Origin of the sequence: Streptomyces tailanensis (assembly GCF_008386495.1) — a bacterium.
Taxonomy (GTDB): domain Bacteria; phylum Actinomycetota; class Actinomycetes; order Streptomycetales; family Streptomycetaceae; genus Streptomyces; species Streptomyces tailanensis.
In genome coordinates, this window is the sequence record NZ_VTHJ01000101.1 from 1 (window position 1) to 21,191 (window position 21,191).

Below are 21,191 nucleotides of genomic sequence, written 5' to 3' on the forward strand. Positions count from 1 at the left end.
CGGCAAGACGGCCAAACGCGCTGAGTCGATCAAGGAACACCAAGCCCGCCGAGGATAAACGCCAAGCTTAGCCTCCGAGTGCGCCCTCGGAGATGGCTTCCTAAGCTGGCCGCAAATCCGCCATATCAGGTGGAATCGCCCCTCAAGGTCAGCCTTCGACCAGGCGGCGTACCGCTGGACCCGAGTCATCGTCGGCGGCCTACCGAGTGTGCCCGTCAACGGCCAGGTCGTCGACGATCTCGTGATCTTTGCCGAGGGTGTCAACCTCGGTGGGCCAGGAGGAGTCCTCGGACAGGCCGCCCCGACAGCTGTCCGCCCCATGAGCGGACTCCCCTACATGGGCTTCATGCAGTTCGACACGGCCGATCTGAGGCACATGGAAAACGAGGGCACCCTCGTAGACGTCATCACGCACGAGATGGGGCACGTGCTGGGCATCGGCACACTCTGGCCGGCGAAAGGACTGATCCAAAACCCCGGCTTTCGCTCCGTCAGTTATGTCGGTTCATACGGCATGAGGGCACGCAGTGAACTCATGGGCGACGGTCAGAGACTCCCGGTAGAGGTCGAGAACATGTACGGCCCGGGAAGCGCGGACGCCCACTGGCGAGAATCCGTGTACAGCAACGAGTTGATGTCCAGCCTCATCAGTGCACGGGGTAACCCGTTGAGTCTGCTGACGGTAGCGGGTCTGGCTGACCTCGGCTATCAGGTGGACTTCAGCGCAGCCGAATTCTACCTACCCGGCTCTTCCCCACGGCCTGCCCTGGACGGGCCATTCGTCACTTGTCACGCCCAAATGAACGGCAGAGGCATGATTCAACCCGCGGTTCCGATTCGCCGACAGCAAATCGAAGCGGGACGAGGACTCGCCGGGGCCTTTCCGTCTTCAGCGCCATGGCGCCATGAGCCGAACCGGCTGACTACCTCGCTAGCACAGCCTCAACAAGTGTAGAAACGCTCGGCAGGCTCGTTGTCCTGAGGCTTTGGTCGGTGGCCTGCATCGTGTTGGGAGTGGCAAGACCGTACGCTCACCAGCGGATCGGGCAGTCCCAACGCGATGCCCCGATATGAACGGCCTTCTCCCTCCGGCCTCCGCCTCCTTGGTCTCGATGGCGCGCGGCCGGTGGTGCGGGTGCGGGGCCGGGTCAACTGGCCGGCGTGGTCCGCTTCCGGCCCGGTCATCGCCCGCACCTGTTCTACCGACTGCACGTCCACCAAGGGAGCAGGGCAAGCCCAAGAGCCTGGCCTGGTGCGATTACCGTGATCTGATCGTCGCCGTCCACCAGCAGCTGGCCCGGGTTTTCGCGCCCCCCTGATCGAGGTGTCACCGGCAGGCCTCAAGCTCGCCCAGGCCGCTGACCTGCGCAATGCCCTGCGCATGGGAACAACTTCCTATGTACGCCGACCTGTTGGCCCGGCAGTGTCCCTTCCAGCAGCAGGCAACCCGTGCGCGCCACGGCGCGCCGACGCGAAGGGGACACACCATGGCATTCTCCGATCTGATCTCCCCACAGGCGGCCGACCACCTCGCCACCTTCGGCCCGGGACAGGAGGGCAAGGCAGCCCGCCTCAACTACGACGTCCCGCTGCCGGGTGCCCACTCCTGGGACCGCGTCGTCGGCGCCCTGGTCCCCGCGGACTGGTACGTCGATGGTGCGCGGCGGGTCGGCAAATCCCTGCTCGACCTGGGCGTCGTGACGGGCGACGAGGGCCGGCCGGTCAGCGTGGACCGGGCGAAGCTGACCCAGCTCTACCGGCGGATGCTGCCGACGACCGCCCGCCCGTCCCTTCGCCTGGTGGCTGAAGTGGGCGGTGTCGTCGAGCCGTTGCTCAGCCAGGAGGGCAGGGCGCTGCAGGCCGAGCGCTCCCAGCGGGACCCGCTCGCCCGCCGGGCCATCGTCGCGGAGCCGGACGACGTCGACCTCCAGCGCATCCGCACCACGTCCTTCCTCGAATGTCTCGCGGAGCGGGAGTCGGCCGTGAGCCCCGAGCGGGGCACCGCGGAGATCGTCCTGCCGCTGCCCGGCCTCGGACAGAGCGTCCGCTCCGTGCCCGTGGACCCGGTCGCTCAGGCAGTGCCCCGGCTCGCGCTGGTGGAGACCTGGGAACTGCGCTCCTTCTCGGGCGACTACGGTCTGGGGCGCACGCTGCAGACCTTCTCCCTGTTGCCCGGCGAGCGCACCACGATCACCATGCAGACCTGGCGCACCGAGGCCGCCACCCGTGACGACGCCACGTCGATCTTCGACTCGTCCGACACCGCCGCGCAGAGCCGGTTCACGACCTCCGTCGCGAACCAGACCGGCTCCGCCCACCAGGACCAGGGCGGCTGGGCCACCTCCGTGTCCACCAGAGCCTCGGGTGGCGTCAACTTCGGCCTCGTACACGCCGAGTTCGAGGCGCAGGCCGGGTTCGCGGCCAATCACCAGGAGGCCAGCCAGCGCTTCAGCACCTCGGTCAGCGAAGCCGCCTCCGAGCACGCCTCCCAGGTCGACAACAGCCGCCGCCAGTCGATCGCCAGCACCTCACAGACCAACACCGCGAGCGGCACGGTCACGACCGTCGTACGCGAACTGAGCAACACCAACCTGCGGCGTGTGCTCAACTTCGTCTTCCGTGAGCTGAACCAGACCTACCGCACCGAGGTCGTGCTGAAGGACATCAAGGTCGCCTTCTACAACGGTAGGCAGGGCTCCGCCGAGACCGTCCCGCTGCCCGACCTCGGGCGGCTGCTGCGCCGTTACACCAAGCCGAACCACCAGGAGGCGGCGGCCCGCTTCATCCTGGCGCTGTGCGCCGAACGTGTGGGCGCCGACGGCGACATCACCAGCACCCTCCAGATGCGCACGAACCCTCAAGGGATCACTTACCAGTGGAGTCCGGCCACGCTGAACTCCGACGGCACCCTGCACTTCGACGGGGACCCGCTCGCCTCAGACGTGCGTTGGCGCTTCGCACCGGTCGGCCGCGGCGGCGAAGAGGCCCGCGGGGTCGTCATGGACCGCGACACCGTCGTCCTGCGCACCGACAACCTCGTGGTGGAGGCCCTGCTCGGTCAGGCCGACGCGCTCGACCTCTACGCCTCCGCACTGCAGGCGCTCGATCTGCTCGACCGGGAGTCCCAGACCCGGGCCCCGTGACGCGGAGACCCAGCGCGTCACCGACGCCCTCGCCCTCGTCTCGGCACAGAAGGAGGACACCCGCATCGACGCCTGGCAGAAGATCTTCCCCGACGAGCCCGAGATCGAGGTCGTGCCCGTTGCCGCCGTCGCCGGCCACGACAACCACACCGAGCACTGACGGGACCGGCCATGACGAAACCACCCACGACAGCGGGCTACACCGGGGTGACGGCCTCCGGCGCCGGATTCACCGGCTTGGTCCCGGTGGCCGTACCCGCCGCCGACTACGACACGGCCGTCGCCGAGACGGCTCTGCCCGACATCCCCGTGACGGCCTACGAGGGAGTCACCCAGCAGCAGGCCGTCCCCACTGAGAAGACGTCGGAGCCACCCGCCGAGGAGGAACTGAGCGCCTATGCCTACGAATGGGACATCGGCCTGGTGTCTGAACTCGTCACCCCTGAAAGCGCCATGACGGTCATGAAGGACGCGCCGAACGTCGTCTTCCCCTTCGAGGTGCAGGGGCAGAACGGTGAACGGACCATCCGCGCCGGATCCGACTACCACCTCAACAACGTGCGGATACCCGGCGACAGCGGCAACCCGGTCCGAGTCGTGCAGTCCGACGGGACCTCTTTCACCTTCTTGACCCTGCCGGGCCACTTCTGCGGACCGGGCCGCACGATCCGCTTCTCCACCCTGGATCGGGACGGCAGGCTCCTCCTGCGCCAGGAAGGCGTGTCCGCGGCGAGCCTCGTCGACGAGATCTACGACTCCGGTGCCCGCATCGCCTGGCGCTTCCAGGCCGACAACCTCCGAGCGGCCCTGTTCGGAGGGGAACGCGCGGACTTCCCCGGTGCGTTCCCCGTCTCCTGGTGATCCCGGAGCTTTCCCGAGAGCCGCTGGAGCTGTCCGGGCCTCAGCCGACGAAACGCTGCAAACTGTAGATCATCCAGCAAAAAGCGAACAAAGGATCGTCCGTGCATAGCACCCTTGAGGCATGGGGGAGTTGTCCACGCACGATTACGAACGCATGCTCGACCTGGCGGTCGCGCTGATCGAGAACCAGTCCCCCGAGGCCCTGTGGCACCTGGTGGGGGAGGAACTCGTCACCGGCCTCGGTGCCACGACCGCCATCTTCGTGGAGCTGCATCACCGATGGCAGACCGGCCGCGCCGAGGGCTGGGCCCCGCAGTGGGTCGGAGGAACACCGCTCGAAGATCTGGTGCACCGGCGCATGCGCCAGCGGCATCCGGTGTTCGTGTACGCCGCACACGGTGAACTCCGGCCCACCACGGTGGAAGACATCGCCGACCGCACCCGGTGGCGCCGCTCCGACTGCTACAACGAGGCCTACGAGATCTACGGCACCACCCGCCAGATGGTGCTGCCGCTGTTCGCCTCTCCCGATGTGATCCGGGGCTTCATTCTCGGCCGCCCCGGCCAGAACTTCAACACCCGTGAACTGGCCTTCGCCCGCCGCGTCCAGCCCCTGCTGCACGCGGCGGACCGCCATCTCGGCGCCCTACGACACCACGGTGGCTCACCCGAGGACGCTGAGCCGACGGCCCGTTCGCGCAAGGCCGCCGCTTACGGATCACTGCCCGGGAACTCGCGGTACTGGGTCTGCTGGCCGACGGACTCACGGCCCTGGCGATCGCCCGCCGCCTGTCCATCTCACCCCACACGGTCAACCGCCATCTGGAGAAGATCTACCGCAAGCTCGACACCCGCGACCGTCTCGCCACCGTCCTGCCGGCCCGCCGACTCGGCCTGGTCCGGCCGGGCGTTTGATCCGTGGGAGTCGTGCACGCGGCAGCGGAGGCCGGTGACCGTATCGACTCCCGTCGGCAGGAGCAGATCAGCCTCTGGAAGACGCGCGCGGACATCGGCAGGCCGCCGGGCGCTCACTGCTTGTCGCCACATGGCGGCGTGCACCGCTGACGCGTCGAACGAGTGCCGGCCGGTAGCGCCCCGCCGCCGACGGCCGACACGGCCGTGTTCCTCGACGACGGCCGGATCACCGACATGGGCCCGCACCAGATCCTGCGCGAGCGTTGCCCGGCCCATCGCCAGCTCCCGCGACAGCGGTGGACTCCCGGCCGTCATACTGAGCCGTGACCACGGAGGGGGAGGCTCTGAATGTACGGGCGCAGTGATGAAGAGTGGGACGAACTGGCCGAGGCCGGGCTGGAGTTCCTGATCGAGCGGGCCCGGCTGAACAGGCCGACCTCGTACACAGAGCTCAGTGCGACGCTCGTACGGCGGGTGGGTGGGCGGGGGTTCGACTTCTCGCGGGCCGATGAGCGGGCGGCGATGGGTCACCTGCTGTGGTTGATCGTCCAGCGCAACCACCCGGAGTCCGGGCTGATGCTCTCCGCCTTCGTCCACTACCTCAATACCAACGACGCCGGCCCTGGCTTCTACGGGCTCGCCCAGGAGATGGGGTTGCTGCCCGCGAAGGCGTCGGCCGGCGCGAAGATGGACTTCTGGGTCGACCAGCTCAATCGGCTGCACGCGCTGTACTCCCGCCCGTGAACCTCGGCCGGCGGCCGGCGGCCGACGCTCAGTCCCGATAGCCCCGCAGCTTCCGGTACAGCGTGGCGCGGGCGATGCCCAGGGCCGCGGCGGTGCGGGCCTTGTTGCCGCCGTGGCGGTGGAGGGCATCCAGGATGGCCGCGCGCTCGGCGTGTTCCATCGGGCTGAGCCGCCGGGGAGCGGGACCTTCGCGTACGGGGTTCGGCAGTTCGACGCGCAGGACGGGGCCCGTCGTGCGACGGTGCTCGGCCAGCGCCCTGACGACGTGGAGGAGTTCGGTGACGTTGCCGGGCCATGGGTGGCGTTCCAGGGCGCGCAGCGCCTCCAGTGTCCAGGTCAGCGGGGGCTGTCCGGGGGTGGGCCTGGGGGCCAGGGCGGTGAGCAACTCCCTGATGTCCTCGGGGCGTTCACGTAGCGCGGGCAGGGTGACCGAGCGTGCGGCCAGGGTGTCCAGGAGCCGTTGCAGGCATGGGCCCGGAGGCGCTCCGGGGGTGTAGGTGACCAGCAGGGGTGCGCCCGGATGCGGTTCGAGGAGTGAGTTGAGGGCCGCCACGTCTTGCTGCGCGAGCCGCTCGGCGTGCCGGACGAGGACGGTCCGACGGTCCGTCAACGCGTCGAGCGCGGGGCGGACTTCACCCTCCATCGCCGCGTCCACGATCAACGGGTTCACGGCCAGTTCCCGCGCGAGCGCGGTCTTCCCGGTGCCGCGCTCGCCGACGAGCAGCAGCGGTTCGGACGTCCGGGCCAACTCCCTCGCCCGCCCGACCGCATGCCGCCAGACGACGGAACGCCCGGCCAGCGCGACTGCCTCCGGCCGCCCGGTCGGCGTTGCGACATCCCGTTCGTCCGCCGCCTCGACGTCCGCCTCGGCCGACGCGCCAGACATGCAAGACGTGACAGACGCGGCAGAGGTGACAGCAGTCCGCTCCACCGGCTCCAGCACGGTGATCACACCCACGACAGAGCCCAGTTGCCGTACAGCGGTGACGGTGGCGAAACTCCCCGCGCCGTCCGGCAGCCGCACGCGATACGAGTCCGCCGACGCCCCGCTCCGAGGCGGCGGCACTTTGTCCCCGGCGCCCTCCACCAACGCGAGCGCGCCCCGCTCCAGCACCTCCAATGCCTCCGCCGACAGCAGCCGCCCCGCGGCCTCGCTCACGAGCCGGTTGCGTCCGTCGAGGGCGACGACCGCGCGGCCCCGGGGGCCGGGGGCCTGGCCATCGCGGGCGCTCTGGTCCTGTACGGCGCGCAAGTACGCGTCGAGCAACACCCGTTCCGCCGTCCGTGACCGTGCGGCGAGTTCCGCCTCGACGGCGATCGCCGCGGCCTCGGCGAGCGAGGCCCCCGGATGAGGCCGGCACTCGACGCAGAGCCCGGAGGCCACCGTCATCGTGCCCAGCGTCCGCCCGGTCTCCGGTGCCAGTACCGGCACGCTGACCGCGGAGATGTCCTGCCAGAGATCGAGGAAGTGCTCCGGCCCGTGCACTTCGGCCCGGCGGCGGGTGCGCAGGGCCAGGGCCGCGCTGTTGGGGCCGACCACCTGCTCGGAGAGGTCGAAACGGCAGGGGTCGTCCGGCGCGCCCCCGGCCGCCCACAGCACCCGTAGCCGCTCGTCGGTGAGCAGGAGCGCAGTCCCCTCGGTGCCGAGGGTCGGAGCGAGCCGTTCGAGCACGGGCAGAGCGGCCGCCAGTAGGACGGTTTCGGCCAGGTGCGGGGAATGCCGTACGACATGCGGCGCGGCGTCCCGCGCGTCGTGGCCTACGTCCCGTACCTCGTGTCGTACGTCGTGCCGCACACCGAAGAACCGGGCACGCTTCCACGCGGCGACGACCTCTTCCGGTACGTCGTCCGAGAGTTGATGACCCCTGAGGAACAGCTCACGGGCCCTGCGCAGCGAGGCGAGGGCGGGGCGGACGGGGTGATGCTCTGCGGTGGTCACGGCGCCGCTCACCGTACCGGTTCAAGTTGAATGAGTAACAACCACCCGGGGAACCGTAGTCCTGTACGCGGCGGCACCGTACCCCGCAGTGTCTCGAATTGAGACACCCACGCTCCCACGCCACCCTTCATGATCTTGGACGGTCGGTGCCTGTTCTCATTCCCTGGAGCGTCCCCGTGCACACCGTCGAGCCCGATGTCGTGACCGACGTACTGATCGTGGGCAGTGGCCCCGAGGGCGCCTCCGCCGCACTCGCGCTCAGCACCTACGGCGTACCGAACATCGTCGTCACCCGCTACGCGAGCCTCGCCGACACACCCCGGGCGCACATCACCAACCAGCGCACCATGGAGGTGCTGCGCGACCTCGGAGTCGAGGACGAGGTCGTCGCGAAGGCCACGCCGCAGCATCTGATGGGCAACACGACCTTCTGCACCAGCCTCGCCGGCGAGGAACTCGGCAGGGTCCGCTCCTGGGGCAACGACCCGCTCGTCCAGGCCGCGCACGAACTCGCCAGCCCCACCCGCATGTGCGACATGCCCCAGCACCTCATGGAGCCGGTGCTCATCGACGCGGCGGTCGCGCGCGGCACGAACCTGCGCTTCAGCACCGTCTACAAGTCCTTCGTCCAGGACGCCGACGGGGTGACGGCCACCGTCGAGGACCGGCTGCGCGGCGACGAGTACACCATCCGCGCCAAGTACGTCATCGGCGCCGACGGCGGCCGCTCCCAGGTCGCCGAGGACGCCGGGCTGCCGATGGACGGCCAGATGGGCGTGGCCGGCAGCATCAACATCGTCTTCGACGCCGACCTGAGCAAGTACACCGCGCACCGGCCGTCCACCCTCTACTGGGTGCTCGCCCCGGGCGCCACCGTCGGCGGCATCGGCGCCGGCCTCGTGCGCTGCGTACGGCCCTGGAACGAGTGGCTGATCGTCTGGGGGTACGACGTCACCGCGGGCGCCCCCGACCTGACCACCGAGTACGCCGAGTCGGTCGTCCGCCAGCTGATCGGCGACGACGAGATCCCGGTGACGATCAAGTCGTCCTCGGCCTGGACCGTCAATGAGATGTACGCGGAGACGTACTCGAACGGCCGTGTCTTCTGTGCCGGCGACGCCACGCACCGCCACCCGCCGTCCAACGGCCTCGGCTCCAACACCTCCATCCAGGACTCCTACAACCTGGCCTGGAAGCTCAAGCTCGTCCTCGACGGCACGGCCTCCCCGAAGCTGCTGGACACGTACACCGCCGAGCGCGCCCCGATCGGCAAGCAGATCGTCACCCGCGCCAACAAGTCCATCGGCGAGACCGCCCCCATCTTCGAGGCGCTCGACGGGCTCTCCCCGCAGACCCCCGAGCAGCTGTGGGCCAACATCGCCGCCCGTAAGGAGTCCGGTGAGGCGGCGGCGAAGCAGCGGGCGAAGCTGCGCGAGGCGATCGCGTTCAAGGTGTACGAGTTCAACGCGCACGGCGTCGACCTCAACCAGCGCTACACCTCCGCCGCCATCGTCCCGGACGGCACGCCCGACCCCGGCTTCGACCGCGACCCCGAGCTGTACCACCAGCCCAGCTCCCGCCCCGGCGCCAAGCTCCCGCACGCCTGGATCACCTCCGGCATGCGCACCCTGTCCACGCTGGACACCGTCGGAAAGGGCCGCTTCACCCTGATCACCGGTATCGGCGGGACGGAGTGGGTGCGGGCGGCCGAGGCCCAGGACCTGGAGATCGCCACCGTCGTCATCGGACCCGGTCGGCGGTACGAGGACCCGTACGGGGACTGGGCGCGGATCAGTCACATCGCCGACGGCGGGGCGCTGCTCGTCCGCCCGGACGGGTATATCGCCTTCCGGCACGCGACGGCGGCGGACGCCGGTACGGACGCCGCGGGGTTGCTGACCGAGGCGGTGCGACGGATCCTCGGGCATGACGGACAGGAAGAGCCGCGGGACCAGCCGTAGGTAGGAGCGTGGCATGACCACCGAATGCACCAGCGTATCCACCACCGGCCTCACCGAGGCGGTCGTCGACAGCTTCGAGGGCACGCCCGACCCCCGGCTGCGGGAGCTGCTCGGCTCCCTCACCCGGCACCTCCACGCCTTCGTCCGCGAGACCGAGCCGACCATGGCGGAGTGGGAGCGGACCATCGACTTCCTGACGGCGACCGGGCAGACCTGCACGGACACCCGGCAGGAGTTCGTCCTGCTGTCGGACGTGCTCGGGGTGTCGATGCTCGTGGAGACGATCAACGGCGACCGGGGCGACGGGGACGCGACGGAGTCGACGGTGCTGGGCCCGTTCCACATGACCGAGTCCCCGGCCCGCGCGCTCGGCGCGGACCTCGACCTGGTCGGCAGCGGCGAGCCGTGCGTGGTCAGCGGGCGGGTGCTGTCCCGGGACGGCACCCCGCTTCCCGGCGCGGTCCTCGACGTCTGGCAGGCGAACGCCGAGGGCTACTACGACGTCCAGCAGCCGGAGGTCCAGCCGGCGGGCAATGGGCGCGGGCTGTTCACGGCGGACGGCGAGGGCCGGTTCTGGTTCCGCACCTGCGTACCGAGCCCGTACCCGATCCCCACGGACGGCCCCGTCGGGGACCTCCTCCGGGCGACGGCCCGGGAGTCCTACCGTCCCGCCCACATCCACTTCATCGTCTCGGCCGAGGGGCATGTGCCGGTCACCACGCACATCTTCGTGGAGGGCAGCGACCACCTCGACTCGGACGCGGTGTTCGCCGTCAAGAAGAGCCTCGTCCAGGACTTCACCGAGACCGACGACCCCGTTCTGGCACGGGAGTTCGGCATCCCGAACCCGTTCCGGCACGCGCGCTTCGACCTCGTACTGAAACCACTGGACACGAACACACTCGACTCGGAGGGGCCGTGATGGAGTTCGTCCATGAGACCCAGCCCATGCGGGTCGTCCTGCGATCCGGCGCGTCGGTCACCGCGGTGGCGGGCGAGGCCGAACGGCTCGGCCTGCGACGGCTGTTGGTGGTGTCCGGGCCACGAGGCACGGAGCCGGCCCGAGCCGTCGCCGACTCCCTCGGCGACGCCTGCGTCGGACTGCACGCCGAGGCCCGTATGCACGTGCCCGTCGAGGTCGCCGATCACGCGGTGGAGGCGGCACGGGCCGCCGGCGCCGACGGGTGCGTGGCGGTCGGCGGAGGATCGGCGATCGGCCTCGGCAAGGCCGTCGCCCTGCGCACCGGGCTGCCGCTCATCGCCGTACCGACGACGTACTCCGGCTCGGAGATGACCCCCGTCTGGGGCCTGACCGAGCACGGCGTCAAGCGCACCGGCCGCGACCCGTCGGTCCTGCCGCGCAGCGTCGTCTACGACCCCGACCTCACCCTCTCGCTCCCCGTCGCCCTGTCCGTGACCAGCGGCATCAACGCGGTCGCGCATGCGGCGGAGGCCCTGTACGCGCCGGACGGCACGCCGCTGGTGTCGCTGATGGCCGAGGAGGGCGTACGGGCGATGACGGGCGCCCTGCCCGCGCTCGCCGACGACCCCGAGGACCTGGACGCCCGCGGTCGTGCCCTGTACGGGGCCTGGCTGTGCGGTGCCGCGCTCGGCGCGACGACCATGGGCCTGCACCACAAGCTGTGCCACGTCCTCGGCGGCACCTTCGGCCTGCCGCACGCCGATGCCCATACCGTGGTCCTCCCGTACGCCCTGGCCTTCAACGCGCCCGCCGCACCCGAGGCCGTCAAGGCCCTCGGCCGGGCCCTGGACACCGACGACGCCCCGTACGCCCTGTGGGACCTGTCCGGCCGCCTCGGCGCGCCCCGCTCCCTGGCCGAACTCGGCCTGAAGGAGAGCGACTTGGCCGTGGCCGCGGCACAGGCCACCGGGCAGGCGTACGCCAACCCGCGCGACGTCACGGTGGAGGGCGCACTGGGCGTACTGAAGGCCGCGTACGAGGGCGAACGGCCCCTACGGACGCCCTGACTCTCGAAGACCGACTTCCGACAACCGACCGTCGATGTGTGACCGAACGACGTTGACCGGACGACGTTGACCGAATGACGAGAACCGAAAGGTGAACAGCATGCCCCTCGGACTGCTCCGGCGGCGATTCGCGAGAGTCCCCGGAGGCGGCGCGGGACCCGTGTTCCCGGTCCCGGCCGGCGCGGGTGTCGTCGTCCGCGAGGTCTTGGACCCCGTGAACGAGCCCATGGGCGGGGCCGATGTGACGGTGACGGAGCTCCGCACCCACCGGGCCGCCGCACGCGGCACGACCGACCCGTACGGGTTCTTCATGGCCGTACTGCCGCCCGGCGACTACAGCCTGTTGATCGTGGCCGAGGGGCTGGAACCCCACCGCGAGACCATAGCCGTCGCAGCGGGCGCCGGCCTGGCCCCCGAGCGCGTGTGGCTCCAGTCGGCCCGGCAGCTCGAACTCCCGGCCCCCGGAACCTGGCTCTTCGACCCGCCGCACACGGCGATCCGCTTCATTGCCAAGCACGTCGGCATGGCCCATGTGCACGGCCGTTTCGAACGCTTCGAGGGCGGCCTGCGCATCGAGCACGACATGTCCCAGTCCCGCGTCCACGTGCGCATCGACGCGTCCAGCATCACCACGGGCAACAACACCCGTGACGCGCACCTGCGTTCCGCCGACTTCCTGGACGTCGAACACTTCCCGTACATCGAATTCAGCAGCCACCGCTTCGCCTACCGCGGCGGCAGCAAGTGGACGCTGCTGGGCAGCCTGACCATGCACGGCGTGAGCCGGTCGATCTCCCTGGACACGACCTACCTGGGCACGGTCAACGGCGGCTACGGCGAGGAGCTGCGCTGCGCGGCCCTGGCCAAGTCGGAACTGCACCGCGAGGACTACACGCTCAACTGGCGTTCGATGCTGGCCCACGGCATCGCGGTCGTCGGCCCGACCATCCAGCTGGAACTGGACGTCCAGGCGATGTACCGCACCCACGACACCCCGACCCCGCCCGAGTAGTACGAGCGGGGCCACGTTCACGGGTGATGCGGGTCGCGGGTGACGCGGGTGTGGTCGACGCAGTAGCACGCGTCGCCGGGGGTTGTGCCGCCGCGGTGACGCGGCCCTCACCCGTGCACGTCGGGGGCCGCGTCGCGGGCCCTGCCGGCCCACTCGTCGCTGCTCTCCGGCCAGCAGGGGCGGCAGCGAGGCGCCGGCGCCGAGTTGGTAGCCCCCGCCCACGCCCCCTGTGGCGTTGATCGGGCAGCCCAGCGCGCGCAGTGTGTCCACGTCACGCCGGATGGTGCGGGCGCTGACGTCGAGCCGTTCGGAGAGTTCCCGGCCCGACCAGTCCCGTTGACTCTGCAGCAGCCGGGCCGAGGTTTCCACCCCACGCCTTCGAAGGGGTGACCGCGGCACATCTGATCAGTTTCAACGGCGAGGACTTCTCCCCGCTCACCAACGACACGGAGATCGTCGACCTGGCGCGCAAGGCCGGGGTGCGCCGGGTGACCGTACTCAGGGGGGATGTGGAGAAGAGCCCGCTGGAGCAGGCCGTCGAGGCGAGCGGCCTGGAGTGGACTCACCTGTCACCGGTGGAGTTCATGTCCAACGCGCTGGAGTGGGCCGAGTCCGTGAAGTCGGAGGGCGTGGTCCGCGAGGCCTTCCCCGAGGCCAAGAGCGCGATGGTGCACGAGGCGGTCGTCGCCGCGGTCGTCGCCGCGGCCCTGACCACCGACGGCCACGCGGGCCAGGAGCACTGGCTCACGGGCCCCGAGGCGCTGACGCCGCCGGAGAAAGTCCGCGTCATCGCCTCGGTACTCGGCCATGACGTGCGCTATGTGGAGCTCACACGCGACGAGATCGTCGAGCAGTGGCGTCAGCAGGGCTACTCGGCCGAGGACATCGAGTTCTTCGTCATGATGCGCACGAACCCGCCGGAGGTCGACTACACGGTCCTGCCGACGGTGGAGAATCTGACAGGCAAGCCGGCCCGCACCTTCGCCCGGTGGTACGGGAGAACGCGGCCGTCTTCGGCGGCTGACGGCGCCGCGCACCGCGCGGCACAGCGTGACGCACGGCGCCAGGGGGCGCCTGGCAGGGCGAGAGCCGACGCCGGGCGCCCCCTGGCGCGTCGCGCGTGCCGTGCGGTCCGCGGTGAACCCCTTGTCTCCCTTATTCGGTATGTGTACGGGCCAACTGGCGGCGACTGTCGTGTGGACGTGCGAAGAGCACTGACAGAGCATGGACAGGGAAGGTATCCGGGCAGGACAGCTTCTTCTTTCGCGCCCAGCGGCTCTCAGGGAGGCAGCAAGGCATGGACGCGCCTCAGAACAGCCACAACAGCATGCGGCTGGTCGACATCTCCGACGTGTCGTCCGGTCTGCTGGAGGCGGTGGCAGGGAAGGACACGGTGCTGGGTCATGCCGTGCGACGCCACCTCCAGGAGCGAGACGGTTCGCCGAAGACGACCGACGTCGTCTTCGATAGTGCGCTGTGAGGACGACGGAGGCCGGGGCCGCGGCCTTACCCATAGTCCCCTTCAGGCAGTTCCTGCTGAAAATACACAGTTTATGCAACCTATCCTGCGACTACTGCTATGTGTACTTCGCCGCCGACCAGAGCTGGCGCAGACGCCCCGGCGTGATGGCCCTCGACACCGTGCGGCAGGCCGTGGACCGCATCGCCGAGCACGCCCGTGAGCACCGGCTTCCCATGGTCCGGATCATCCTCCACGGGGGAGAACCCCTGCTGGTGGGCAAGGCACACCTCGGCGAACTGCTCACCGTCGTCGCCGAGCGCCTCGCCCCGGAAGTGGAGGTGCGCTGCTCGCTCCAGTCGAACGGCACCCTCCTCGACCACGACTTCCTCGAACTGCTGCTCCGCCACCGGGTCGGCGTGGCGGTCAGCCTGGACGGTTCCCCCGCGGCCCACGACCGGCACCGGAGATTCGCGAACGGCCGCCCCAGCCACGCACGTGTCGCCGCGGCACTGCGCCTGCTGAACAGCCCTTGTCACAGAGAGCTGTTCGTGGGGCTGCTGTGCACCGTGGACCTCGCCAACGACCCCGTCGAGACCTACGAGGCGCTGCTCGACTTCGGCGCACCCCGCATCGACTTCCTTCTCCCGCACGGCACTTGGGAGCATCCGCCACCGGGCCTCGAACACCGCGAGCATCCTCCCGCACGGTCCCCGGCCGGCGCCCCGCCGGACGAGCCGACACCGTACGCCGGGTGGCTCGGCGCCGCGTTCGACCGGTGGTTCGACGCGCCGCGCAAGGAGACCCGGGTCCGGATGTTCGAGGAGGTCATGTCCGGGGTGCTCGGGGGCGCCGTGAACACCGAGGCGCTCGGGCTCGCTCCGGTGGACCTCGTGGTCGTCGAGGCCGACGGGAGCATGGAGCACTCCGACTCGCTGAAGGTGGTGGGGGAGGGCGCCCCCGAAACCGGCCTGGACATCTTCCGGCACTCCTTTTCCGAGGCCCTGGCGACCGAGACCATACGGCGCCGACAGGCCGGCCTGCTCGGCCTCGGCGACGTCTGCCGCGGATGCCCCCTCGTGCCGGTCTGTGGCGGTGGCCTCTACACGCACCGCCATCACCGCACCACCGGCTTCGCCAACCCCTCGGTCTACTGCCACGACCTCGCCTCTTTCATCACCCACGTCAACTCCCGGCTCCACACGGCACTGAGACACCCCGACGGAAATTCGGAAGCACTCGGGGCGCACGAGCACGGCTCACACAGCGCCCGTGAACAAGCACGTGATGAACGGGAGTTGGACGCGTAGATCGGGGGAAGCATGGATTCGGGCCCTGCCGGAAAGGGGCCTGTCCGGCCGGACAGGGGTATCGTTCTCTGTCTCGGCACGACTCAACCAAAACCAAAACCGAGGGGTTCCGGTTGGGGGGTGAGGAGGTGTGGGAGGCAACCGAACCGTGTGCACTTCCGCCGGAATCGGCCACCTTCCGAGGCGCGAGAACCCATCCACCCCACGACAGGGACCCCGCGAACGCGGCACGTCGGGGGCTCGTTGGAACCGTACTTCTTCCTGAGCTATGCGCGCAGGCGCGGACCACGGGTCCTCGTCAAGCGGTTCTACGACGACCTGTGCGCGGAACTGCGCCGAGAACTGCGGCGATTACGCAAGGGCAACGCCATGCCCTTCGACCGCCCCTTCCTCGACGTCCAGTCCATCCAAGTCGGCCAGGACTGGAACGCGGCCCTCGGCGACGCCCTGGGCAACTGCCGCACCATGGTGGCCCTCTACACGAACGACTACTTCAGAAGCGACTTCTGCGGCCGCGAGTGGAAGGCGTTCGAGGACCGGCAGCGCAGCCACAGAGAAGTGGCGGGCGTGGACGCGAAGGCTCTCATCCCCGTCCTGTGGGAGCCCGTGCAGAGCATTCCGCCCGGCGCGGCCCACATCCAGTACGACAACCTCGAATTCGGCGAGAACTACGCGCAATGGGGTCTGCGGCGCATCCTGGCCGCAGACCCGGGCGGCGAGGAGTACCGCCGTATCGTCAACCTCCTCGCGCGGCAGATCCTCGTCGCCGCCGAGCACTTCCGCATACCGACCGTAGACGGCCTGGACCTCACCGCACCGGAATCCGCCGGCCCCTTCCCGTCCGCCGCCGAACGGGCGGAGCCGGGCAGCCACGCCCTGCTGCTCGTCGCCGCCCGCACCGCCGCGACCGCCCACAACCGGTCGACGGATCCGGGGTGCCACGGGGAGAGCCCCACCGACTGGAACCCCTACCACGCCGAATTCACGGAACCGGTGGCCGGCAGAGCGAGTCAGCTCCTGGAGGAGCGTGGCTTCACCGTACGGACCGAGATCGTCTCGGACGTGCTCGGCGCCACCCTGGACGAGGCCCGTGGGCAGGGACAGATCGCGGTCCTCCTGGTGGAGGCGCAGGCCGCCGCGGACGAACCGTTCGGAAGAGCCCTCCGCGCCTACGACCGCAGCAACCATCCGGGCAGCGCGGCCATCGTTCCGTGCGGCCCGGACGAGGCGGGTGACGGAACCCAGAGCAAGGCCTACTGGGAGGCGGTCCGAGGCGCCTTCCCGTTCAACTGGGCGAAAGGAGCCGGGGATCCCCTGCCCCTGCTCCAGTCAGGGATCGGCACGGACCAGTTCGACGGGGTTCTCCACGCCGTGGTGGCGAAGGTGCAGAACCATCTCTTCTCCTTCCTGGAGACACTTGAGCTCAGCTCCCTGGAGATCTCCCGGATCACGTCCACACCACTGCCCGTCCTGAGCGCCGTGGGCGCCCAGCCCGACCGGATCAGGCCCGCTCAGCCGTCACCCTCCCGCCCCGTTTCCGATCCGTTTCCCTCAGAGCAGGAGCAGGAGCAGGACAGATGACCGATGACGACCGCGGCCGGGGCACCATCATCACCTTCTACTCCTTCAAGGGCGGTACGGGCCGCAGCATGGCGCTGGTCAACACCGCCTGGATCCTCGCGAGCAACGGTCTGCGCGTACTCGTCGTCGACTGGGACCTCGAGGCGCCCGGACTGCACACCTACCTCCAGCCCCTGCTCGCCGACCCCGAACTCACCGAGAGCGCCGGCGTCATAGAGATGGTCGGTTCCTTCGCCCAACACGTGGTGGAGCAGCGGGTGGGCTCCGGGGTGTCCAACGGGGGCGCCCCCACACCGCCCCCGCCGAACGGCGGCGACCTGCCCGAGGACCCCGGCCACCGGGAGCGGGCCCGCGTAGACCGCTACGTCGTCGGCACCGAACTGCGCCTGCCACCGGGCGGAAAACTCGACCTCCTGCCCGCCGGAGTGCAGGACGCCGACACCTACGCGGTCAAGGTCAGCACCTTCGACTGGGGCGCGTTCTACCGCATGGGCGGCCCCGACTTCCTCACCGCGCTGCGCGACGACATGGCCGCACGGTACGACTACGTCCTCATCGACAGCCGGACCGGCCTCAGCGACACGGCGAGCATCTGCACGATCGTCATGCCGGACATCGTCGTGGACTGCTTCACCCTCAGCCGGCAGGGCATCAACGGCGCCGCCCACGTGGCACGTGCCATCCGCCTCAACTCCCACGCCCGACGCGACATCCGCATCGTCCCCGTCCCCATGCGCGTCGAGGACGCCGGCCGCGACCGCCTGGAGGCCGGCCGCTACCAGGCGCGCAGCCTGTTCGCGCCCTTCCTGGACTGGGTGCCGCCCGAGGAGCAGGACCAGTACTGGAGCAGCGTCGAAATCCCGTACAAACCCAGCTACGCGTACGAGGAAATCCCCGCGACCGTCGGGGAGCGACGGCAGGACGGCACCCTCCTCGCCGCGTTCGAACGGCTGACCGCCCGGCTCACCGACAACCGGGTGACCCGCCTGAGCAACATGCCCGAGCCCTACCGCCGCACCCTGCGCGCGGAGTACGAGCGCACTTCACCCACCCTGCGCAAGGACTTCTACGTCAGCTACACCGCGAACGACCGGCTCTGGGCGGACTGGACCGTCACCGTGCTGCGAGCCGCCGGCTACGAGGCGACGCTCGCGCCGATCGAGACGGACGAACTCGCCGACGCACCCCCCGCGCCGACCGGCCTCGAACGCACGCTCGCCGGCGAGGGGCGCATGGTGGTGCTGCTCTCGCCGGAGTACACCACCCATCCGCGAGCACAGGAGATCTGGCAGCAGATCAGCCGCCGTGACCCGGTCGGCCGAATCGGCATGGCCGTTCCCCTCCGCGTCGACGACTCCCCGCCCCCGCCGGAGTTCGCGCCCCCCTCGACGGTCAGTCTCGCCGGGGTCTCCGCCGAGGAGGCCGTGGTCCGACTGCTGACCAGCGTCGACCGCGGCGCCTCGACGGACCCGGCCTCCCGCCCGGCCACCATGGGGCTGACCGCCGCGGCCCGGCTGCCCGGCACCCCGCCGCAGGTCATCGGCGGGCGGCCGCAGCGCAACGTCGCCTTCACGGGCCGCCGGATACTCATCGAACGACTGCGCGACAGCCTGCTCGCCGGCACCACCGCTGTGCTGCCCCAGGCTCTCTACGGCCTCGGAGGTGTGGGGAAGACACAGGTCGCGCTCGAGTACGCGTACCGCTTCGAATCGGACTACGATCTCGTCTGGTGGATCAACGCCGCAGAGCCGACGCAGATCCGCCAGGACCTGAACACGCTGGCCGGGCATCTCGGTGTGCCCCTCGGTGGCAAGGACTTGACGGCCGTATGCAACGAGGTTCTGGAACAGCTACGGCGCGGCACCCCCCACGCGCGTTGGTTGCTCGTGTACGACAACGCCGAGAAGCCGGCCGACCTGGACGGTCTGGTTCCGGTCAGCGGGCCCGGTCACCACATCCTCATCACCTCGCGGAATCCGGCCTGGGCCGAACGCGCCGCACGCATCGAGGTCGATCTCTTCACCCGTGACGAGAGCGTCGCCCTGCTGCGCCGCTACAACCAGGCCCTCGAACCCGCCGAGGCGGCTTTGGTGGCCGAGGAACTCGGGGACTTCCCGCTGGCCGTGAGCCTCGCCGCCGCGTCACTCCAGGAGTCGGCGATGCCCGTGGACACCTATGTGGAGATGCTCCGTACTCAGATGACCGACATCCTGCGCAGCCAGTCTGCTCCCGATTACCCGACGTCGGCGGCGGCCAGCTGGTCACTCGACCGGCTGAAGGTCCGCACGCCCGCCGCGGCCGCCCTGCTCCAACTGTGCGCGTTCTTCGGACCGGACCCGATCCCACGGGACATGCTCAGCAGCCGGCCCGCCCTCGAACTCCTCGAACGCCACGACCCGAGCCTGTCCGACCCCCTGCTGATGAGCAGGCTGTACGGAGAGATCGTCCGCAACGGACTCGCCCAGGTCGATCAGCGGACCGACACCCTCACACTGCATCGCCTGATCCAGCGCGTGCTCCGCGACCAGCTCACCCCCGACGAGCAGACCACGATGCGGGAACGCGCCCACGCCGTACTCGGCCAGGCCAACCCCAAGGACCCCGACGAGTCCGAGAAATGGCCGCGCTACGCCGCGCTGCTGCCACACCTGTGGCCCACCCAGGCAGAGGAGAGCGACAGCCTCCCGGTACGCCAGTGGATCTGCGACACCGTCCGTTACCTGTGGCGCAGCGGCGACGCCGACACGGCCAACCGTACGGCCGAACGGGTGCTCGCCAGCTGGCTGCCCCGTTTCGGCGAGGACGACGCGCTCGTCCTGCGCCTGCGCACCGAACTCGGCAACGCGCTGCGCGACCAGGGCCGCCTGACCGAGGCGTACGAGGTGACCCGCGACGCCTACGAGCGGGGCAACCGGATCCTGGGCGAGGACCACCCCTACACCCTCGGCGCGGCCATGAGCCTCGGCTCCGACCTGCGCAGTGTCGGCCGGTACGCCGACGCCATGAAGAGCGACCGGGAAACCCTGCGACGCACCCGGCGGGTCTTCGGCGACAGCCACCCACGCAGCCTCGCGGCCGCCAACAACCTCGCCGTGTCCGAGTTCCTGTCCGGCGACCGGCAGGCCGCCCGCGACACCAACCGGGAGATCCTCAAACAGCGCCGGGAGATCTCCGGCCCCGACCAGCGCTCCACACTCAACTCCGCCACGAACTACGCTCGGGACCTGCGGGCCGCCGGGGCGTTCCGGGAAGCGCTGAAGCTCATCGAGGACACCCTGGAGCGCAGCCGGCGCGCGCTGGGCCCCGACCACCTGATCACTTTCCGCGCCTCCCTCGGCGCCGCGATCCTGTACCGCAGGCAGGGCGAGTACGAGAAGGCGTACGCCCTGACGAACGACACCTACGAACAGGCCCTCAAACAGCTGGGGCCCGACCACCACGACACCCTGGCCATCGCGACGAACCTGAGCGCCGACCTCTACGACCGGGGGGAGTCGGTCCGCGGCCGCGAGCTCGCCAAGGAAACCTTCGACCGCTACGAGCACCGGTTCGGACCGGACCACGTCTTCACCCTCGCCTGCGCCAACAACCTCGCCGTACTGCTCCGGCTGACCGGCGAGCAGGAGGCCGCGCTGGACCTGTCCACCCGTACCGTCGACCGCTTCCGCCGACTCCTCGGCCCCCGCCACCCCTACACCCTCACCTGCACGCTCAACCACGCCACGGACCTGTCCGAGCAGGACGACGGCCATGAGCGGGCCGTCAGGACGGGCCGCGAGGCGTACGAGGGCCTCACCGAAGTACTCGGCCCCGACCACTACCTCGCCATCGCCGGCGCCTCGAACCTCGCGGCCGAACTGCGCCGGGACGACTCGGAAGACGCCGAGCGCCTGCACGAGGAGGCCGGCCGTCTCCACGCCGAAGCGGAGCGCCGCGCCGTCGACAGCGGAGAACTCGGCGGTGACCATCCCATGACTCGGGCGGTCACCCGCTGGCAGCCCATCGACGCGGACATCGAGCCGCCGGTCACCTGACGGCCGGCCATCGGCGCCGGACCCCTGCAGTAGGCCCTGCGGGCGATCCTGTCCGCAGGGCCACAGGGCTGAACCCGGCACGGCGGAGCCTGGCGAAGGCATGTCAGGGGACGGTCGGCAAAGAGGCACTCGCGGGTGTGGCATGTCTGAGAGCGATGCAGGGCTGTTGCAAAGCCTGACGGTCTTGGATCGTCGCTGGTCAGGCCAGGCCGAGGAGGTCCAGCGGGCGGTGGAAGGGCTGGT

16 protein-coding genes and 1 pseudogene are annotated in these 21,191 nt (G+C 70.0%); 13 read left to right on the forward strand and 4 right to left on the reverse strand.

What is annotated here, in order from left to right; genetic code table 11:
* Positions 1 to 208: 208 nt before the first annotated feature.
* The 3 genes from F3T56_RS42860 (at position 209) to F3T56_RS42870 (ending at position 4,004) form a co-directional block, all read left to right on the forward strand.
* Positions 209 to 955, forward strand: coding sequence for a leishmanolysin-related zinc metalloendopeptidase (locus F3T56_RS42860; RefSeq protein WP_172639438.1), 747 nt, complete (start codon positions 209 to 211; stop codon positions 953 to 955).
* A 532-nt stretch (positions 956 to 1,487) separates the two neighbouring features.
* A complete protein-coding gene (locus tag F3T56_RS42865; protein WP_149830893.1) occupies positions 1,488 to 3,143 on the forward strand; it encodes a hypothetical protein in 1,656 nt (551 codons plus the stop codon).
* 171 nt (positions 3,144 to 3,314) lie between these two features.
* The gene (locus F3T56_RS42870; RefSeq protein WP_149830894.1) at positions 3,315 to 4,004 is read left to right on the forward strand and encodes a hypothetical protein; all 690 of its coding nucleotides are present in this window, start codon (positions 3,315 to 3,317) and stop codon (positions 4,002 to 4,004) included.
* Between the two features lie 40 nt (positions 4,005 to 4,044).
* On the opposite strand, the gene F3T56_RS42875 is transcribed toward F3T56_RS42870, so the two are convergent.
* Positions 4,045 to 4,641 carry a hypothetical protein gene (locus tag F3T56_RS42875; protein ID WP_149830895.1) on the reverse strand — a complete coding sequence of 199 codons (597 nt, stop codon included), beginning with the start codon at positions 4,639 to 4,641 and terminating at the stop codon, positions 4,045 to 4,047.
* 134 nt (positions 4,642 to 4,775) lie between these two features.
* Between F3T56_RS42875 and F3T56_RS50380 the strand changes: the two genes are divergently transcribed.
* Positions 4,776 to 4,919, forward strand: coding sequence for a LuxR C-terminal-related transcriptional regulator (locus F3T56_RS50380; RefSeq protein WP_425473742.1), 144 nt, complete (start codon positions 4,776 to 4,778; stop codon positions 4,917 to 4,919).
* Positions 4,920 to 5,267: 348 nt separating this feature from the next.
* On the forward strand, positions 5,268 to 5,663 hold the full coding sequence (locus F3T56_RS42885) for a hypothetical protein (RefSeq protein WP_172639439.1): 396 nt from the start codon (positions 5,268 to 5,270) through the stop codon (positions 5,661 to 5,663).
* A gap of 28 nt (positions 5,664 to 5,691) precedes the next feature.
* On the opposite strand, the gene F3T56_RS42890 is transcribed toward F3T56_RS42885, so the two are convergent.
* Positions 5,692 to 7,602, reverse strand: a complete 1,911-nt coding sequence (locus F3T56_RS42890) for a helix-turn-helix domain-containing protein (protein WP_149830896.1) — start codon at positions 7,600 to 7,602, stop codon at positions 5,692 to 5,694.
* Between the two features lie 176 nt (positions 7,603 to 7,778).
* Here F3T56_RS42890 and F3T56_RS42895 point away from each other — a divergent pair, with 176 nt between their 5' ends.
* The 4 genes from F3T56_RS42895 to F3T56_RS42910 all read left to right on the forward strand — a co-directional run bounded on the left by F3T56_RS42895 (position 7,779) and on the right by F3T56_RS42910 (position 12,564).
* Positions 7,779 to 9,563, forward strand: coding sequence for an FAD-dependent oxidoreductase (locus F3T56_RS42895; protein WP_149830897.1), 1,785 nt, complete (start codon positions 7,779 to 7,781; stop codon positions 9,561 to 9,563).
* A gap of 13 nt (positions 9,564 to 9,576) precedes the next feature.
* Positions 9,577 to 10,485: a dioxygenase family protein gene (locus tag F3T56_RS42900; RefSeq protein WP_149830898.1), complete on the forward strand. Its 909-nt coding sequence runs from the start codon at positions 9,577 to 9,579 to the stop codon at positions 10,483 to 10,485.
* On the forward strand, positions 10,485 to 11,552 hold the full coding sequence (locus tag F3T56_RS42905) for a maleylacetate reductase (protein ID WP_149830899.1): 1,068 nt from the start codon (positions 10,485 to 10,487) through the stop codon (positions 11,550 to 11,552). Before F3T56_RS42900 ends, F3T56_RS42905 begins: the two co-directional genes overlap by 1 nt.
* A gap of 100 nt (positions 11,553 to 11,652) precedes the next feature.
* Positions 11,653 to 12,564: a YceI family protein gene (locus tag F3T56_RS42910; RefSeq protein WP_149830900.1), complete on the forward strand. Its 912-nt coding sequence runs from the start codon at positions 11,653 to 11,655 to the stop codon at positions 12,562 to 12,564.
* A 150-nt stretch (positions 12,565 to 12,714) separates the two neighbouring features.
* Here the strand turns inward: F3T56_RS42910 and F3T56_RS42915 are convergent.
* Both F3T56_RS42915 and F3T56_RS42920 read right to left on the reverse strand, forming a co-directional pair.
* Positions 12,715 to 12,933 (reverse strand): annotated as a pseudogene (locus F3T56_RS42915) (helix-turn-helix transcriptional regulator); the annotation flags it as partial.
* 193 nt (positions 12,934 to 13,126) lie between these two features.
* Entirely contained in the window at positions 13,127 to 13,354 is a 228-nt protein-coding gene (locus tag F3T56_RS42920) for a hypothetical protein (RefSeq protein WP_149830901.1), read from the reverse strand.
* Between the two features lie 507 nt (positions 13,355 to 13,861).
* On the opposite strand from F3T56_RS42920, the gene fxsA reads away from it, so the two are divergent.
* From fxsA to fxsT, 4 genes are all read left to right on the forward strand, one after another.
* Complete coding sequence (gene fxsA / locus F3T56_RS42925; protein ID WP_149830902.1) at positions 13,862 to 14,044, forward strand: FxSxx-COOH cyclophane-containing RiPP peptide; 183 nt, start codon at positions 13,862 to 13,864, stop codon at positions 14,042 to 14,044.
* Positions 14,041 to 15,333, forward strand: coding sequence for an FxsB family cyclophane-forming radical SAM/SPASM peptide maturase (locus F3T56_RS42930; protein ID WP_281291968.1), 1,293 nt, complete (start codon positions 14,041 to 14,043; stop codon positions 15,331 to 15,333). The genes fxsA and F3T56_RS42930 overlap by 4 nt, the downstream gene beginning before the upstream one ends.
* A gap of 243 nt (positions 15,334 to 15,576) precedes the next feature.
* Complete coding sequence (locus tag F3T56_RS42935) at positions 15,577 to 16,914, forward strand: TIR-like protein FxsC (RefSeq protein ID WP_149830903.1); 1,338 nt, start codon at positions 15,577 to 15,579, stop codon at positions 16,912 to 16,914.
* Entirely contained in the window at positions 16,911 to 20,948 is a 4,038-nt protein-coding gene (gene fxsT, locus F3T56_RS42940; RefSeq protein WP_149830904.1) for an FxSxx-COOH system tetratricopeptide repeat protein, read from the forward strand. The genes F3T56_RS42935 and fxsT overlap by 4 nt, the downstream gene beginning before the upstream one ends.
* Positions 20,949 to 21,191: the final 243 nt, after the last annotated feature.

What these genes read in the sequence shown, in the direction of transcription:
- F3T56_RS42865 (WP_149830893.1), top strand. Translation starts at nt 1,488, where the DNA reads ATGGCATTCTCCGATCTGATCTCCCCACAGGCGGCCGACCACCTCGCC.
- F3T56_RS42870 (WP_149830894.1), top strand. Translation starts at nt 3,315, where the DNA reads ATGACGAAACCACCCACGACAGCGGGCTACACCGGGGTGACGGCCTCC.
- F3T56_RS42875 (WP_149830895.1), bottom strand. Translation starts at nt 4,641, where the DNA reads ATGGCGGTCCGCCGCGTGCAGCAGGGGCTGGACGCGGCGGGCGAAGGC.
- F3T56_RS42885 (WP_172639439.1), top strand. Translation starts at nt 5,268, where the DNA reads ATGTACGGGCGCAGTGATGAAGAGTGGGACGAACTGGCCGAGGCCGGG.
- F3T56_RS42900 (WP_149830898.1), top strand. Translation starts at nt 9,577, where the DNA reads ATGACCACCGAATGCACCAGCGTATCCACCACCGGCCTCACCGAGGCG.
- F3T56_RS42905 (WP_149830899.1), top strand. Translation starts at nt 10,485, where the DNA reads ATGGAGTTCGTCCATGAGACCCAGCCCATGCGGGTCGTCCTGCGATCC.
- F3T56_RS42910 (WP_149830900.1), top strand. Translation starts at nt 11,653, where the DNA reads ATGCCCCTCGGACTGCTCCGGCGGCGATTCGCGAGAGTCCCCGGAGGC.
- F3T56_RS42920 (WP_149830901.1), bottom strand. Translation starts at nt 13,354, where the DNA reads ATGACGCGGACTTTCTCCGGCGGCGTCAGCGCCTCGGGGCCCGTGAGC.
- fxsA (WP_149830902.1), top strand. Translation starts at nt 13,862, where the DNA reads ATGGACGCGCCTCAGAACAGCCACAACAGCATGCGGCTGGTCGACATC.
- fxsT (WP_149830904.1), top strand. Translation starts at nt 16,911, where the DNA reads ATGACCGATGACGACCGCGGCCGGGGCACCATCATCACCTTCTACTCC.